Annotated in this window: 11 protein-coding genes; 5 read left to right on the forward strand and 6 right to left on the reverse strand. The window is 61.2% G+C overall.

Annotation, left to right across the window (positions count from 1 at the left end):
• Positions 1–28: 28 nt before the first annotated feature.
• The 3 genes from FH061_RS17440 to FH061_RS17450 all read right to left on the reverse strand — a co-directional run bounded on the left by FH061_RS17440 (position 29) and on the right by FH061_RS17450 (position 2602).
• A complete protein-coding gene (locus FH061_RS17440; RefSeq protein WP_151637116.1) occupies positions 29–301 on the reverse strand; it encodes a hypothetical protein in 273 nt (90 codons plus the stop codon).
• 270 nt (positions 302–571) lie between these two features.
• Complete coding sequence (locus FH061_RS17445) at positions 572–1459, reverse strand: crotonase/enoyl-CoA hydratase family protein (protein ID WP_151637117.1); 888 nt, start codon at positions 1457–1459, stop codon at positions 572–574.
• Positions 1460–1621: 162 nt separating this feature from the next.
• Entirely contained in the window at positions 1622–2602 is a 981-nt protein-coding gene (locus tag FH061_RS17450; protein WP_151637118.1) for an NAD(P)H-dependent flavin oxidoreductase, read from the reverse strand.
• Between the two features lie 385 nt (positions 2603–2987).
• Here FH061_RS17450 and FH061_RS17455 point away from each other — a divergent pair, with 385 nt between their 5' ends.
• Positions 2988–5222: a hybrid sensor histidine kinase/response regulator gene (locus FH061_RS17455; protein ID WP_151637119.1), complete on the forward strand. Its 2235-nt coding sequence runs from the start codon at positions 2988–2990 to the stop codon at positions 5220–5222.
• 444 nt (positions 5223–5666) lie between these two features.
• Entirely contained in the window at positions 5667–7325 is a 1659-nt protein-coding gene (locus FH061_RS31640) for a methyl-accepting chemotaxis protein (RefSeq protein WP_318841026.1), read from the forward strand.
• A gap of 305 nt (positions 7326–7630) precedes the next feature.
• On the opposite strand, the gene hmpA is transcribed toward FH061_RS31640, so the two are convergent.
• Positions 7631–8827 (reverse strand): NO-inducible flavohemoprotein, encoded by a 1197-nt coding sequence (gene hmpA, locus FH061_RS17465; RefSeq protein ID WP_151637120.1) that lies wholly within the window; start codon positions 8825–8827, stop codon positions 7631–7633.
• A gap of 251 nt (positions 8828–9078) precedes the next feature.
• Positions 9079–9966, reverse strand: a complete 888-nt coding sequence (locus tag FH061_RS17470; protein WP_151637121.1) for a LysR family transcriptional regulator — start codon at positions 9964–9966, stop codon at positions 9079–9081.
• A 235-nt stretch (positions 9967–10201) separates the two neighbouring features.
• Here FH061_RS17470 and FH061_RS17475 point away from each other — a divergent pair, with 235 nt between their 5' ends.
• Both FH061_RS17475 and FH061_RS17480 read left to right on the forward strand, forming a co-directional pair.
• Positions 10202–11887, forward strand: a complete 1686-nt coding sequence (locus FH061_RS17475; protein WP_192805116.1) for a twin-arginine translocation signal domain-containing protein — start codon at positions 10202–10204, stop codon at positions 11885–11887.
• Between the two features lie 15 nt (positions 11888–11902).
• Positions 11903–13918: an alkyl/aryl-sulfatase gene (locus FH061_RS17480; protein ID WP_151637123.1), complete on the forward strand. Its 2016-nt coding sequence runs from the start codon at positions 11903–11905 to the stop codon at positions 13916–13918.
• Between the two features lie 263 nt (positions 13919–14181).
• Here the strand turns inward: FH061_RS17480 and FH061_RS17485 are convergent, their stop codons facing one another.
• Entirely contained in the window at positions 14182–14634 is a 453-nt protein-coding gene (locus FH061_RS17485) for a ferritin-like domain-containing protein (protein WP_151637124.1), read from the reverse strand.
• Positions 14635–15320: 686 nt separating this feature from the next.
• Here FH061_RS17485 and FH061_RS17490 point away from each other — a divergent pair.
• Positions 15321–16667: a hypothetical protein gene (locus tag FH061_RS17490; protein ID WP_151637125.1), complete on the forward strand. Its 1347-nt coding sequence runs from the start codon at positions 15321–15323 to the stop codon at positions 16665–16667.

Genomic DNA, 16667 nt, shown 5'->3' on the forward strand with positions numbered 1-16667 from the left:
CGCCGAACGGCGTTCGTCAATAACAGTCTCAGGCGGCAATCTTGTATGAAGGACGCAATCGTGCTCTTCGGTCTCCGAGAATGCTGCGCAATTCGTCGCTGCTGGTCTGTGCGCATTCCGCCATCCAGAGCAGCATCGAAGGACTGATCGTGAGATCGCGACTGCGGATCTTGTGCAGCAGCTTGGAGGAAATATTCAGTTTGCTGGAGAGTTCCTTGTCGCTGTTGAGACCCAGGCGTTGCATCAGGCTGTCGAGCAGGCGGTCGGGGTCATAGCTGGAAAACTTCTTGTCTTGTTCCATGGTTTCTAATTGTCAGTAGAGATGAGTCTGCCGCCAGTCCTCGATAAGGACCGGCCTTCCATGAAATGAACCGGTCGTTCATTCCTTGAAAATTAGAATAGGCAAAATGACAAAGGTTCGCTACCGCCGCATCAACGTCGCCTGTCGCAGATCATGGGCGTCGGGCAGGCACCGGCGGTATGTATGGAAGCATACATACCGCCGATAAACGGCAGGCCGCCGCATCCCGGATTCACCGGCTCATCTCCAACCCGCAGATGCAGGTTCGCCTTACTCGAACGGCGGCTCGTCCCACCAGGGAAAGAATGGAGGCATGTCGGCGGACACCTTGTTGGGGAAGGCCGCCGGCCGCTTTTCCAGGAAGGCGGTGACGCCTTCCCGGGCGTCGGCGGATTGGCCGCGCGCCTGGATGGAACGGCTGTCGATGCGATGCGCATGCATGGGATGCGGAGCGGCCGCCATGCGCCACAGCATCTGGCGGGTCAGGGCGACGGATACCGGTGCGGTGTTGTCGGCGATCTCGCGCGCCAGCGCCTGCGCCGCGGGCAGGAGTTCATCGGGCGCGTGCAGCGAGCGCACCAGACCGCGCGCCAGCGCTTCCTCGGCACCGAAGACCCTTCCGGTCGTGCACCACTCGAGCGCAGTCTGCATGCCGACCAGGCGCGGCAGAAACCACGACGATGCGGCTTCCAGCGTGATGCCGCGCCGTGCGAAGACGAAGCCGAAGCGCGCTTCGGTGGAGGCCAGGCGCATGTCCATGGGCAGCTGCATGGTGGCGCCGATGCCTACCGCGGGGCCGTTGATGGCGCCGATCACGGGTTTCAGGCTCTGGTAGATGCGCAGCGTATTGGTGCCGCCGCCGTCGCGGTACACATCGCCTACCTTCAGCGATTCCCGCGTGAGATCGCCGGGATTGGCCTGGCGGTCGAAGGTGGCTCCGCCGGATGACAGGTCGGCGCCGGCGCAGAATCCCCGTCCTGCACCGGTCACGATCACCACCCGAACGCTGTCGTCGGCGTCGGTCTCGTCGAACAGCGCAATGAGTTCCTCGCGCATCTTTGCGTTGTAGGCATTGAGCTTCTCGGGACGATTGAGCGTGATGGTGGCAATTCCCTTGTCCACGCTGTAGAGGGTGGTTTCCAGTGTTGGCAATGGCATGGTTGTCTCCGTGGCATGAAGGCCGAATGTGATTGAAGGCGGCTGAAGCCGGTGGCCATGCAAGCTTGCCGCCATCCGGCGGCATGGCTTTGCAAGGTCAGGGTCGGGTCAGTAGCGGTTGCAATGGCGGTGGCAGCGGCAGTGGCCGCGGTCAAGCCTTGGCTATGTGGCGCCAAGCATGGAGGCGAGACGCTGGCGTATCAAACCTTCCGCCTCGGCCATGATGCGGTCGATGAGTTCCCTGACCGTGGGAACATCGCTGATGAGGCCGGCCACCATGCCGCAGGACCACGCTCCCGCGTCCATGTCCCCTTGCTGCATGATGCGCGGATATACGCCCGCGACTTCATCAGCGATATCTTCGAATTTCAGTTCGGCGCCAAGGCTGCGCTCCTTTTCGAGCAGGCGTTCCACGGCGGCGTTGGCAAGCACGCGTTCGGTGTTGCGCAGCGGGCGCATGACAAGCCGCGTGTCCAGTTCGCTTGCCGCCACGATTGCCTGCTTGACGTTCTCATGCACCGGAGCCTCGCGCGTGGCGATGAAGCGCGTACCCATGTTCATGCCGTCGGCGCCCAGCGCCAGCGCGGCCACCAGCGATCGGCCGTCGGCCATGCCGCCGGAAGCCACGAAAGGAATGGAGAGTGCTCCGGCCGCGCGCGGCAGCAGGATGAAGTTGGGCACATCATCCTCGCCCGGATGTCCGCCGCATTCGAAACCGTCGACGCTGACGGCATCACAGCCGATCGCCTGCGCCTTGAGCGCATGGCGGACCGCGGTGCATTTATGAATCACCTTGATGCCCGCTTCCTTGAGGACCGGCAGCCACTTCTGCGGATTGTTTCCCGCCGTCTCGACGACCTTGACGCCCCCATCGACGATGGCCTTGATGTAGCCCGGATAATCCGGCGGGGTTACCGAGGGAAGGAAAGTGAGATTCACGCCAAAGGGTTTGTCCGTCATGTCCGCGCAGCGCCGTATCTCGTCGGCAAGGGCGGCGGGAGTGCGCTGGGTCAGGGCGGTGATGATGCCGAGCCCGCCGGCATTCGAGACCGCGGCGGCGAGCTGCGCATACCCCACATAGTGCATGCCGCCCTGAATGATGGGATGCTGGATGCCAAACAGTTCGGTGATTCTTGTCTTCATGTGTCTCCTCGCGAAAGCAGGTTGTCGTTATCGGCCGGCATGGAGACGGACAGTTTCGGACATCCTGTGGCGTCTCGGCGAACCGGGCTTGTTCTCGTCAGATGATATCCCAAGCCTTCAAGCCGCGTTTCTGGCAGCCGCGCCATCGGGCTCGATGGCGTCGGGCGCCGTGTGACTGCCGATCGAAGTGCGCGGTCTGCGTTTGCCCGCGGAGGTTTGAAATAGGTCAAGGATCAAACGGCGTCGTGCTGCTTGCCGGCCAGGGCTTGCGCATGTGCAAGCGGCGATGCGGTTAAAATAGCCGCTTCGTTTCCAGCCCCGCATTCTTCGGCTTCACGCCGGAAGCCCCATATCCGATATTTTCGCCAGACAAGGTTTGCCCCTCATGAAAACGCGCAACTACTTGGCCTTGATGGTTGCATTTATCCTGGTGCCGGCTCTCATTTCAGCCGGATGGGGACTCTCCCTGCTGCTCCAGAAGGAGCGCGAAGGCCAACTCAAGCTCGTCGAAGCGAAGGCCGCCGCGATCGCACTGGATATAGACCAGAAGATTGCCGACATGGAAGGCGCCTTGAGGGTGCTGTCCTACACGAACCATATGCGTACAGGCGACCTTGCCTCCTTGTACGAACTGATGAAGAACGTAAACAAGGATCCTGACTCCTATACCGTACTCTACGGTCATGACGGCAGGGTGATGATGAGTACGCTGGTCCCGTTCAGCACCTCATTGCGCAATATTTCATACGAGTGGGTGCCTGAAGCGATTGCCCGGCAAAAGGTGACCGTATCCAACCTGCGTCTGGGGAAGGTGTCCAATGCGCCCGTGGTATCCGTCAACATGCCTGTCGTTACTGATTCGGGCGCACAATACCTGATGAGCCAGGTAATCACGCCCAAGCATTTGAACATGCTGTTGAGCGCCCATGCCAATCCGAGTTCGTGGGTCCTGGGAATCGTCGGGTCGGACGGCATCAGCATTGCACGGAACCGGAACGCCGCCGCACTTGTCGGCAAGCCGGTTGCTGCGGCCTTGCAGCAGGCAATGCAGGAGCGATACAGTGGCCGGATCACCAATCTAAGCCGCGACAATATTCCGGTCTACAGCATCTTTACCCGCACCGAACGCACGAACTGGGCGGTGGCGATCGGTGTGCCGGAAGCGGAGATCGAGGCTCCCGCACGACGGGCCGCCGCGTATGGCGCGCTTGCCGCGGTATTGGTATTCGGCCTGGCGGCATTGGCATTGTTCCTGCTCGCGAGGCGCCTGACCGGCGCCTTCAACGATGCCGTGGAAGCCGCCGACGTGCTAGGCCATGGCGGCGTTCCGGAAATGAAGCCGTCATCCGTGCAGGAAGCCTATGCGCTGCAGACCGCACTGCACCACGCCGGAAGCCGCCTCGCCGCCGAGAGCATGAACAGGAAGGCGCTTGAGCAGGAAAGGGAAATCCTCCTGTGCAAGGAGCAGGAAGCCAGGCGCCTGGCGGAAGACCAGAACGCCGCCAAGGATGATTTCCTCGCGATGCTCGCGCATGAACTTCGCAATCCGCTTGCACCCATCAGCGCGGCGGCACAACTCCTCAAGCTTGCCGGCCCCGACGACAAGACCGTGCGGCGCGCCAGCGACATCATCGAGCGGCAGGTCGATCACCTGACGGAGCTCGTCGATGATCTTCTCGATGTATCCCGAGTCACGCGCGGCCTGGTCGAACTGGAGAAGAATAGGGTCGACATCAAATCGGTGCTGGGCGATGCCGTCGAACAGGCGCGTCCCTTGATCGAATCAAGGCAGCACCGGCTCAATATCCGCATGGATGCCGGCCATGCATTGGTCTTCGGCGACAGGACGCGCCTGATTCAAGTGGTGACCAATCTCTTGAACAACGCCGCCAAGTACACACCGCAAGGCGGCGAGATCCTGCTGGCCATCGATGTGACGCCGGACCGGGTACGCATCAGCGTGACGGACAATGGCATGGGCATCGAGCCGTCGCTCCTGCCTCATGTCTTTGACCTGTTCAGGCAGGGAAAGCGTACCCCGGATCGTTCGCAGGGCGGCCTGGGGCTTGGTCTGGCACTGGTCAAGAGCATCATGGCTCTGCATGGAGGCAGAGTGGAAGCCCACAGCGACGGTTTGGGCAAGGGAAGCACATTCAGCCTTGTACTTCCGCCCTATGACAGCGGCGATGTCGCCAATTTGGAGGCATCGAATTCAGGAACGGTGAAACACCCGGTCAAGGCCACGCAATTGCTGATCGTGGACGACAATGCCGACGGCGCCCGCTCGCTGGCGTCGCTGCTGGAGGCAAAAGGCCATCAAGTGCGGGTGGCAACCACTGCGCAAAGCGCCCTTGCGGCGGCGAAAGAGAAGGCGGCCCCGCTTTACATTCTCGATATCGGCCTGCCCGACATGGATGGCTATGAATTGGCGCGCCGCCTGCGCGCGCAGCCGGAAAATCAGAACGCGGTCATGGTGGCATTGACCGGATACGGGCAGGCGCATGACAAGGTGCTCTCCATGGCGGCAGGCTTCAATTACCATTTCGTCAAGCCGCTCGACCTGGCGCGACTCGATAGCATCCTGGCCGATCTTGCGGAGAGAGCCATGCTGCCGGATTGAGCAGGCGCCCGTCGCCGGCATCATGATTGACCGCCCCGCCGCTCCATGCGCCGCAGCAGATCCGACCAGCCCGGTTGTTAGCGAACGCAACGGGATCGCGTGCTGCAATTGCCGGGCTTGCCTTACAGGGTTTAATGGGATGGGCATTCCTCATGACAGGCTCAAGCGCCTCGCCGTTGCTCCAGACTGTCTGCGAGACGATGGGCTATGTTCATTTGGTTTTAATTCACTTTAATTCCGTATGAGTTTAATCCGCGACAACCGGCTTCATTCCCATCTTTATGGGATTGGCGCACAATCGATTTAAAGGAGAATGCCATTGCTGACGATGAATAATGACTTCCTGTCATGTCGGCAATGCGACAGTGAACTGGCGAAGCCTTCCTCTATTCCGAGGCCGGAGCGCGATGGTTCATTTTTCATCCCTTTATCATTGAACCGGAAATGCTCAAGAATCTGAAGATCGGCAGGCGGCTTGGACTGGCTTTTGGCATGTTGTCCCTGCTCATGGCAGCGGTCGTCGCTTTTTCCCTTGTTCGCATGGGGGCCATCCACGACGCGGTTGAATTCCAGAACAAGGTCCGGACCGAGAAACTTGAACCGCTGTATGCGGCGCGGGAGGCGCTGGCCCAAACCGGACTATCCGCCCGCAATGCGCTCGCGATTGCGGATAATGCCGAAGCGGCAAGGGAGCTCGACAAGCTCGACGCCTTCAAGGCGGTTTATCTGGAACAGCTGAAAAAAGTTGCGCCCCGGTTCCAGGGCAACCAGGATTTTGAGAAGGTGAGCGCAGGCTTGCTGGCCATGGCCGACGAACTGAACAAGGTCCGCGTGCTGCGCGGCGAGGCGACCAATGAAAAACTCGCCGCCTTCATCGCCAATGAATGCCGCCCGCTGCGCAACCGCATCGTCGAGGACATGGAAGTGCTGCTGAAGTCGGTGCAGAAGGATGTGGATGCGGCCAGCCGCTCCGCTGACGATCTTTTTGAAAAATCCATGTTGCTGGTCATTGCGGTCGGCGCCGTGCTGCTGGCCGCAACCGCGGTCGTCGGCGTGATCATCACCTCTTCGATCACCAGGCCGCTGGCACAAGCCGTCAGCGTCGCCGAGGCCGTCGCAGCCGGAGACCTCACCAGCCGCATCGAGGTGGTCTCCAGCGACGAAACCGGCCAGCTGCAGCGCGCGCTGAAACAGATGAATGAAAATCTGCTCAACATGATCGGCGCCGTCAGGGCTGGTGCGGACACCATCGCCTCCAGTTCGCAGCAGATCGCTTCCGGCAATCTCGAACTCTCCGGCCGCACCGAACAGCAGGCGGCGTCGCTGCAGGAAACCGCGTCGTCGATGGAAGAGCTGACTTCCACCGTCAAGCAGAATGCCGACAATGCGCGGCAGGCCAATCAGCTTGCCGCGTCGGCATCCAGCGTCGCGGCCAAGGGCGGCGAGGTGGTTGCACAGGTGGTGGATACCATGGAGTCCATCAATGCATCGTCCCGCAAGATCGTCGACATCATCAGCGTGATCGACGGTATCGCTTTCCAGACCAACATCCTTGCATTGAACGCGGCGGTCGAAGCCGCACGTGCCGGCGAACAGGGTCGCGGTTTCGCAGTCGTCGCTTCGGAAGTTCGCAACCTGGCCCAGCGCTCCGCCGGCGCCGCCAAGGAAATCAAGCAGCTCATCAGCGATTCGGTGGACAAGATCGACGCCGGCAGCCGACTCGTTACCGAGGCCGGCAGCACGATGGAAGACATCGTGGCGAGCGTGCAGCGGGTCACCGGCATCATGTCGGAAATCATGATGGCCACCGAACAGCAGAGCTCGGGGATCGAGCAGGTCAATTATGCCATCACGCAGATGGACAATGCCACCCAGCAGAATGCCGCGCTGGTGGAAGAGGCGGCGGGAGCATCGCAGGCCATGCAGCAGCAGGCGGCCAATCTGGCCGGCGTGGTGAGCGTATTCAAGCTGGATGGCGCACATCCGGTCCGGCCGTCGCCTGCGGGCACCTCTTCGCATGCCACCCCGTCGCCCGCTCTGCCGACGCACAAAAGGCTGCTGCCTGCACAGTCGGTATCATCTGACAGCTGGCAGGAATTCTAAGCCTGTTCACACTTCGCCCTCCCGGACGAAGTGTGAACACAGCCTAGAGCGGTTCCATCCTGGCCTGCCTGTCGGTCCCCAACAGATTGTCGCTGGCACCGCGTCGTCACGCCTTGTTCCAGCGGCAATCGGCCTCGGCCGGGCCGGAACCGTTTCAGACTCCCGCCAAATCCCGCCAAAGAGTCCAGCGGCAGGATGCCGAGCGTTATGGCAATGGCTTGTTGCATGACTTGCATCCTTGTCGAAGCGCCGTCACGGCCGCCGCCGCCGGACACGGGCAACGGCCGTCCCGGGACCGACCCGGCTTATAGCAGGTGATCCAGCAGCTCCGGGCCGAACACTTCCCGGTGCAGCCGATGCGCCGGAACGCCCGCTTCGATCAGCGCCCTCCACTGCGCCTGCATGAAGCCGATCGGGCCGCAGAGATACACATCGGTCTCTTCAAGCGGCCATGCGGGCAGCTTGCCGAACTCCATCCTTCCTTCATGGACGCCGTCAGCCTCGTCATCGGTTGACTCATAGAAGCTGACGACGCTCAGATTCGGCATGCATTTCCGGGCTGCCGCGATATCGGCGCGGTGCGCATGCAGCGCTTCGCTGCGCGCCGCGTGTCCAAAGACGACCCGCCTTGACGGATGTGCCTGCGCAATACGGTTGAGAACCGAAATCATCGGTGTGATGCCCACGCCCGCCGACAGCAGCACGACGGGTTGATCCGATTCGCTATCCGGCGTGAAGTCGCCGAAAGGATGCGAGATCGCCAGAATGCTGTTGCGCTCGATGTTGCGATGTATCCAGTTCGAGACTTCGCCGGCCGGCGCGGCGGCATCGCCTTGCTCGCGCTTGACGGAGATGCGCAGCCGATCGGATGCCGGCGCGTCGGACAGGCTGTACTGGCGCAGCTGCTGCCGCCCATTGCCGAGATCCGCGCGCACGCTCACATATTGCCCCGGCTTGAATGGCGGCACCGGCTTGCCGTCCAGCGGCTGCAGCAGGTAGGACCTGACGTCGTCCGATTCCCTGACCACCTCGATCACGCGCATGTCGCGCAGTTCGCCCGGCGATACCCCGGCATCGGCATACAGCTTCCGTTCCGTGTCGATCAGCAGCCGTGCCAGTGCGCCGTAGGCTTCGTCCCAGGCGGAGAGCAGCGGAGCGGTAGCCGCATCGCCGAGTGTTTTCTGGATCGCGCCAAGCAGATGGCGGCCGACGATGGGGTAATGCTCGGCACGAATGCCCACCGAGACGTGCTTGTGAACGATGCGGCTGACCACGGGACCAAGCGCACCCGGGTTGCCGATGTTCGCCGCATAGGCGAAGACCGCGGCGGCAAGCGAGTTCTGCTGCGCGCCGCTTGCCTGGTTTCCCATATTGAACAGATTGGTCAGTTCCGGATGCGCGGCAAACATGCTGCTGTAAAAGCTTTGCGTGATGGTGCTGCCGTGCTCGCGCAGGACGGGTACGCTGGCATCGATATATGGACGTGCTTCGGCCGAGATCATGATTTCCCCTTAAATGTACAAATGGAATGCCTATTTATTGACGCATGACGAATTCGTGGCGAACTGGTGGAATCGGGCAAGCCCAATCCAGCAGCATCGGCATCGCACGCGTCTTGCTGTCGTCGCAGCGATTCTATCAAAGTTGCATTTAAAATGCATCTTTAAATTTGCAATCTCCTTGCTACCTGTCGCGGAGCCCTGCTGATGTCATCTCCGCCATTGTCCGTGCCGGCCGAGCCCGGTTCAGGTAATCAACCGGCCGCCAGGCGTATCAGCTGCTGTGCACGCTCGGCGATCGGCGACGCGTAGCCTGCGCGCCTCACGATGCCGATTTGCCGGTCCAGTCCTTCTATCAATGCCGGCCGCATGATCACATTGCCGGGCAGCGTCTCCGGGCGTACGCCCCGGGTATTGATCATGCTGAGCAATTGCGTCTGCGAGACGATCAGGATCAGGCTGTTCAGGGTATCCGCCTCCACCACCATGCGGGGTCGCGGCAGGCCGCGCGCCGTGAGCGCCCGTTCCATCTGCGAGCGCGTCAGCTCATGCCTGCGCGTGCCTGCCCACGGATATTTCACCAGCTCCTCCAGCGGCAGCTTGCGGCGCGCGGCAAGCGGATGCGACTTGTTGAGCATCAGTGCAACCGGATCGTCATACAGGCTTTCATGTTCGAGCGGCGGCGCCACGTACTCGGGGATGGGACACACCGCGAAATCGACTTCGCGGCGGCTGACGGCATCGATCAGCGCGGCGCTGAACGCGGTCGTGAAACTGATGTGCGCGGCGGGCCGTTCCGTGATGAGCTGCGGCAGCAACGCGCGGATTGCAAAGTCGGTGGTGGCCGGCGTGACCCCCACCCGCAGCAGCCCGGCCTGGTTGCCGCCGAGATCGCGAGCCTCCTGCACGGCGTTGTCGAGGTCGCGCGATACCGCCTGCAGGCGCTGGTAGAGCGCACGGCCGGCATCGGTCAGTTCGACGCCGCGTACGGTACGGATGAGCAGCGTCACGCCCATCTTCTTTTCGAGGCGCTGGATGGCCTTGCTCAGCGCCGGCTGCGATATGCCCAGGCGTTCCGCAGTGCGTGTGAAGGTGCCGGAAGCCGCAAGCGAAAGGAAATAGTCGACGTCGTCATTCAGCATGGGCCATTCCTGCCGGTTATGGAAATTGATGCCGCAGTTATTTTACTTTATGGATGGAGGGAAGCCATAGTGCCGTTATCAGCTGGAATCCCGGCTTGTCCGCAAGAATTTCTTGCCACTGGTGCGGCCTTGATCGGAGTCCGGCCAAGGCCGCGCTGCGAAGAACGGTGCGGAATAAATAACGAAACAGGCTCGCGGCGCCATGCCGACGTTGCCATGTCAACAGGAGATCCTCATGCCGAAAGCTTTCACCCGCCGCCAGTTCCTGCAGACGAGTGCCGCCCTCGTGGCCGGTTCGGGCTTGCCCTTTCCACGCGAGGCGTTTGCGCAGGACAACTGGAACGCCGGCGAAGTCGTGCATCTGCTGCCGACCGCAAACCATGAACGCGTTCTGCTCAAGGCCTCATTCCGGCAGCCGCTGAAGGAAGCGCCGGTACTGAGCGCGGGCGGACGCGAGGTCAAGGGGCGCCGCTCGGACAGCTTCGGTCGCTTCTGGCAGTTCGATGTGAGCGGCCTGCAGGCCGACACCGCGTATGCGCTGCAGATCCTCGACAGCCGGGGAAGGGGGCTGTGCGCCCCATGGCCGCTCAAGACATTTCCCAAGCCGGATGCGACTCCGGAACGCGTACGCCTGCTGGTCTACACCTGCGCCGGCGGCGATCCGCAAGCACGCGGCCCCGGCGGCATGGAAGTGTTCCGTTCGCTCGCCATCCGTCATGCGCTGCTTGAGCGCGGACTGGCGTTCCAGCCCGATGCCATTATCGCCAACGGCGACCATGTCTATCAGGATCAGCGTACCTGGCTCGAAAGCAATCATCCGGGCATCCGTCAGGCCGCGGCTGACTTCTACAAGGATATCGGCAGGTTCGACACCAGCCTGCCGGTACTCGGCACGGACAACGAGCGCATATTGAGCACGGTGGTCGATCCGCAGATTGCGCATCTGTACGGCACCCGGTTGCGTTCCACGCCGGTGTTCTTCATGATGGACGACCACGATTACTTCGAGAACGACGAGGCGGAAGACAACTTCATTACCTTCCCGCCGGACCATTTCGACCTGAATCTCGGCCGTACCGTGCAGGACATGTATTACCCCCAGTTCCTGCCGGATGCGAGCCGTTCCGCGATGCTCCCGGGCACCGGCGCCGGCGACCGCGCCGCGGGCTTGTCGGAATGCTTCGGCACGCTGCGCTACGGCAAGCTGCTCGAAGTGCTGATGTATGACTGCGGCCGCTACATGGATCTGAAGGACCGGCATGCCGGGCTGATCCCGCCCGAGGCGGAGAAATGGCTGCTCGACCGCACGCGGCATTCCGATGTCCGCCATCTCGTGCACATGCCGTCGACGCCGTTCGGCTGGTCGGCAGGCAAGTGGCGCGAATGGTATCCGGATGTGGTGGTCTCCGACGAGATCATGGCCGAGTCGGCGAGCGCCGTTTCGCAGCGCTTCGGTGGCGTGCGCGGCAGCAATCTGAGGCTGAGCACGGAAAGGCGGAAGTACATGTGGCAGTCGGGCTGGTACCAGCAGCACCAGCGCATCGCCGGCGCTTTATCGCAGCAGCAGCGCGCGGCCATCATGATGTCGGGAGACCTGCATGCGACCGGCTGGGACCGCCTGCTCAAGAGCGGCGATCTCGACCTGCGCGCCAACCCGATTCATCTTGTCCTGAACGGGCCGCTCGGGACCGGCATGGCGGGCTGGCCCAGCGGGCCGCGCGGGCTCGGACCCGCCGCGCCCGGCGCGCTGACGCTGGAGCGCAATGCAAGGCCAATGGAGAAGAACGGCTTCAGCATCATTGATGTCACGCCGGAAAAACTGGTGTGCCATCTGTTCGCCTGGCGCGAACCCGATCCCTTCGATGCCATCCGCACGCTGCAGCCCTACGATGTCGTTGAAATCACCCGTCCGCGCACCTGACACTGGCAACCCATCATGAATCCTCATCGCTTGAACGCATCCACCGCGGCTCTCTCGGCTGCACTGGCCCTGACCACCTTGCTTGCAAGCCAGGCCGCTCCAGCCGCCGAAGCACGACCCGCCGAACCTGTGACGGCGGAGTCGAACCGCGCCTGGCTGAGCCGTCTGCCATTCTCCGACACCCAGGCATTCGAGGACGCTAGTCGCGGCTTCATTGCGGCACAGGATTCCCCGGTCATCAAGGCCGCCGACGGCCGCGTGGTATGGGACGGCGGCGCCTATGCCTTCCAGGAGGACGCGGAAGCGCCGCCTACCGTCAACCCGAGCCTGTGGCGCCAGGCGCGCCTCAACAATGCGGCGGGCCTGTTCAAGGTTGCCGACCGCCTGTACCAGATCAGGGGCATGGACCTGGCCAACATGAGCATCATCGAAGGCGATTCCGGACTGATCGTGATCGATCCCCTGCTGTCGGCGGAAACGGCACGCGCCGGCCTGGACCTCTACTACGCGCACCGCCCGCGCAAGCCGGTGGCGGCCGTTATCTATACCCATTCGCACGTCGATCATTTCGGCGGGGTCAAGGGCGTGATCGATGCGGCCGACGCGGCTTCCGGGAAGGTGAAGGTCATCGCGCCGTCCGGCTTCCTGGAAGAAGCGGTGAGCGAGAATGTCCTTGCCGGGAATGCGATGAGCCGGCGCGCGCAGTACATGTACGGATCGCTGCTGCCGAAGTCCGCGACAGGGCAGGTCGATGCCGGGCTCGGCAAGGGACTGTCGCGCGGCACCATCACCCTGATTGCGCCGAACGACAGCATCGCCGAGCCGATCGAGCGGCGCCGCATCGACGGCATTGACATCGAATTTCAGCTGACGCCGGGCACCGAGGCGCCGGCCGAGATGAATCTTTATTTTCCCCAGCTACGGGTGCTCAATATCGCGGAGAACGCGGTGCATACCCAGCATAACCTGCTGACGCTGCGCGGCGCCAAGGTGCGCGATGCGAAGACCTGGTCGTCGTATCTGGGACAAACGCTCCTGCGATACGGCCGCGATGCGCAAATCCTCATCGGCCAGCATCATTGGCCGACCTGGGGCAATGATCGCGTCAACGCCCTGCTGGGCGACCAGCGCGACATGTATGCCTATCTGAACGACCAGGCATTGCGCCTTGCCAATCACGGGCATGCGCCGATGCAGATCGCCGAGCGCCTGCAGAAGCTGCCCGAACCGCTGGCCAGCCGCTGGTATGCGCGCGACTACTACGGTTCCATCAGCCACAATGTCCGCGCGGTGTACCAGCGCTATCTCGGCTTCTACGACGGCAATCCCGCCAGCCTCAACCCGCTGCCGCCGGTGCAGGCCGCGCGCAAGACCGTTGAGTGGATGGGCGGGCCGGAGGCGGTGCTGGAAAAGGCGCGAGCGTCGTACCGGCAGGGCGATTATCGCTGGGTGGCGCAGATCGTCAATCAGCTCGTCTTTGCCGACCCGGACAACAAGGCCGCGCGAGAATTGCAGGCCGATGCGCTGGAACAGCTCGGCTATCAGTCCGAAAACAGTACCTGGCGCAATGCCTATCTCACCGGAGCGCAGGAACTGCGACACGGCGTGGCGGCCGTGCCCCGCCAGGGCACGGCATCCGCCGACCTGGTAAGGGCGCTGACGGTGCCCATGTTCTTCGACTATCTTGCGGTTCGCCTGAATGCCGACAAGGCAGCCGGAAAAACGATGTCCATCAACTGGATCTTTACCGATGTGAACGAGAGGTATGCAATGACGCTCAGCAATGCCGCATTGACTTACCTGGCCCAGGCGCAGCACGACCAGCCCGCGGTCACCGTCACCCTGGCCAAGACCGTGCTCGACGGCATCGGGTCGGCTCGGCTGTCACTCGGCGATGCGGTGAAGCAGGGTGCGGTCAAGGTGGCAGGCGATAGCGCCGCGCTCGGCGCCCTGTTCGCGATGCTCGATACGTTCTCGCCGAATTTCCCGGTCGTGACGCCGGTTGTCAACGACGCCATAGCAGCGCGGTGAAACCGGACAGAGGAAGGGGCAGGGCGTTTGGCCATGCGTTCTGAAGGAAGGTATTGGCAAGGACGCGGGGCGGCGGCAGAAAGATCTGCATGCTTCATGCACCGTAGAGTGCTTTCGCCCTAACAACACTGAAAACACCGAGGACACTGACGGCACTGGCCATGCCATATCCACGCTCCTTGGTCAGCCGGATTCCGATGTGAAAAAGAAAAGGTCCGTGTCGTTCAGACACGGACCCTATAACGTACCGAAGTACCTGAAAATCAGCTGTGGCCGCGCGCCTGGTTGCGCAGGCCCTTGACCTGATCATGGTTCTGCATCACGCCTTGGTACTGCCGTTCGACGACGGAACGGACTTCAATCGGCAAATCCTTGGCCAATGCGTTTTCATAGCTTCTTTTCGCTACATCTTCGCCGCGCTCGCATTCATTGAGGATCGATTCGTCATCCTTGCCGGTGATGGCGGACTTGATGTCCACCCAGCGGCGGTGCAAGGTGCCGGCCACGCTGGAAGAGGTTTCGGGCGAACCACCGTACTCCTCGACGATATCCTGCAGTTCGGCTGCCGCCGTGGCGCAGCGATGAGCGCGGTTGGTGAAATAGGATTTAAGCTCCGTGCTCGAAATGTCTTCGGCGCAAGTACGAAACCCCTCTTCGCCATCCTTGCAGGTTTCGATCAGGTCGTTCAGTGTGGAAATAACTTCGTTCTTGTCCATGATGGCTCCTTTTCAGTTGCGTAGAGGTGATGTCTATTAGTGCAACATTCATGCAGGCAAAATGCGTTGCATGGCTATGCACAGTGATACTTTGGCAAGGGAAAAGTTCGCATAAATGATCTCGTTGGAATGTTGAACGATGCGTGAAGGAGAAACAGTCGCAAGGCGGCCGCCTCGTATCCGCGTTTGTTTCGGTCCGCCAACGGAGTCGTCTAAGCCGATGCTTGATGAGCTTGGGGGAGGGTAAGCGATTACTGCTTGGGAGGAGGCATACGCGAGCAGAGCAAAGATTCATCCTGCGTCAATATGCAACTATGTTGCACAAAATGGAAGCTTCGTCTAGACTTGCCAGATGCAACACAGTTGCATATGCGGGCTTTGCGTAAGCCGTCATGGCACCGGGAAGTTCACTCGAAGAAATGCAAATGATTGGCGACGACCAAGGGTGCTTGATGATGCTGACTCCACAATTTGGCTGCCCGAACGAAGAAGGACGGGCCGGACGACGCCATATATTTTTTGCTCTCAAATGCAACTAAGTTGCATTGATGGCCGAAATAATTCCTGCGACGGGGAAATTCATTACGTTCGACTCAAGGCCTCGGCTCGACATACAGACACTGAAGTCGCCAGCCGTTACCCGACTTTCGGATCGGTATCCATGGTGCGGTTCAAGCTCGCACGCCATGAAGAAGATTCGTCGACCTGACAAAGCCTATTTGTATTCAACATTAAACATGGGAGAGTTCATGACACACGATAATCTGCCGTCTCGTCTTGCCTTTTTGAGTCTGGCGTGTATGGCCTTAATGGCTGGATGCGGCGGTGGCAGCGGAGGCGGCAATGCGGAGAGCCACGCGAATTCCAGCATCGATACCGCAGGAAGAATTGTTATCGCCGAGAGTGGAAGCAATGCCCTGCGCGTGCATGATCTGGACAGCGGCGGCGTAGAAGCGACCCATCAGCTGGATCATCCACCGTCCGCCCTGCATGCGAGTCCGGGTGGACGGTATGCGGTGGCCTTTCAGGGTACGCAACACCAGGTTCAGTTTGTTGATGGCGGCATATGGCAGGAAGACCATGGCGACCATCATCATGATTACAAGAATGCTTCGCGGCTGATGTCGTGGAAGCTGGCCGGTATTCGGCCATCTCATTATGATGTCCAGACAGGCAGGCAGGCCAGCATATTCTTCGATGGGGATGCCAATGCAAACCCGATCCGAACCGCCGGTATGCGCTTGATCGATGATGCCTCCATTGCAGCCGGCAGTACGTTGGCGGCCTTGAATCTGCAACAGCCAATACACGGGTTTGCGGAGCCACTCGATAACAAGCTACTCAGCGTTCATCGTGCAAGCGATGCAATTGATACGTTGCCCACGCATCTGAATCTGTATCTGCGCTCGGGTGCAACATATGCATCGCAGCGCTTGCTTTCCACACGCTGCAACAGCATGCATGGCAGCTATACGTCCGGGCCCTATACGGCGGTCGGTTGTGCCGACGGTGTACTGCTGGCCAGGCACGTCTCGGCCAATGATGTCGCCGACCAGAAGATTACTGCACCAACGCGCATCAGCACATTGGTCGGACATCCCAAGGCACCGGGGCAATTCATAGGATTCGGAAACAACGGTACCGCACCCGCACCGGTAACGACGCTTTTCTATGGCATTGACGGTGAACGAGCGGTCGCTACACCAATCACCCCGACGGGATGGGCCGCGGGAAACATTCAGCGAGCGAATGGCTTTGATCGCAGTGGCAACCGCTTCTACATACTGGATAACCATGGAACGCTACATGTCATGGCGCGCACTGGCACTACGTGGAACACGGCGGCGACGATTGCCGCGGCGGTACCCGCCATGCCGACTGCGGCTCCATGGCCAACGATTACCGCGAACGGCGCACGGGACGAAATCTACATCACCGATCCGGTCGCAAGACAATTGCTTGTACTCGATTCCCAAACCGCAGCGACGAACGCTCGCCGCGATCTTGGCTACGTCCCGTCGAATGCACTGTGA

It is taken from the genome of Noviherbaspirillum aerium (assembly GCF_008929045.1).
GTDB classification, from domain to species: domain Bacteria; phylum Pseudomonadota; class Gammaproteobacteria; order Burkholderiales; family Burkholderiaceae_D; genus Noviherbaspirillum; species Noviherbaspirillum aerium.

Bases quoted from the DNA above. Each gene is read 5' to 3' on its own strand.
- FH061_RS17470 (WP_151637121.1), bottom strand. From the start codon at position 9,966: ATGCTGAATGACGACGTCGACTATTTCCTTTCGCTTGCGGCTTCCGGC.
- FH061_RS17475 (WP_192805116.1), top strand. From the start codon at position 10,202: ATGCCGAAAGCTTTCACCCGCCGCCAGTTCCTGCAGACGAGTGCCGCC.
- FH061_RS17455 (WP_151637119.1), top strand. From the start codon at position 2,988: ATGAAAACGCGCAACTACTTGGCCTTGATGGTTGCATTTATCCTGGTG.
- FH061_RS17440 (WP_151637116.1), bottom strand. From the start codon at position 301: ATGGAACAAGACAAGAAGTTTTCCAGCTATGACCCCGACCGCCTGCTC.
- FH061_RS17485 (WP_151637124.1), bottom strand. From the start codon at position 14,634: ATGGACAAGAACGAAGTTATTTCCACACTGAACGACCTGATCGAAACC.
- FH061_RS17490 (WP_151637125.1), top strand. From the start codon at position 15,321: ATGAAGAAGATTCGTCGACCTGACAAAGCCTATTTGTATTCAACATTA.
- FH061_RS17445 (WP_151637117.1), bottom strand. From the start codon at position 1,459: ATGCCATTGCCAACACTGGAAACCACCCTCTACAGCGTGGACAAGGGA.
- FH061_RS17450 (WP_151637118.1), bottom strand. From the start codon at position 2,602: ATGAAGACAAGAATCACCGAACTGTTTGGCATCCAGCATCCCATCATT.
- FH061_RS31640 (WP_318841026.1), top strand. From the start codon at position 5,667: ATGCTCAAGAATCTGAAGATCGGCAGGCGGCTTGGACTGGCTTTTGGC.
- FH061_RS17480 (WP_151637123.1), top strand. From the start codon at position 11,903: ATGAATCCTCATCGCTTGAACGCATCCACCGCGGCTCTCTCGGCTGCA.
- hmpA (WP_151637120.1), bottom strand. From the start codon at position 8,827: ATGATCTCGGCCGAAGCACGTCCATATATCGATGCCAGCGTACCCGTC.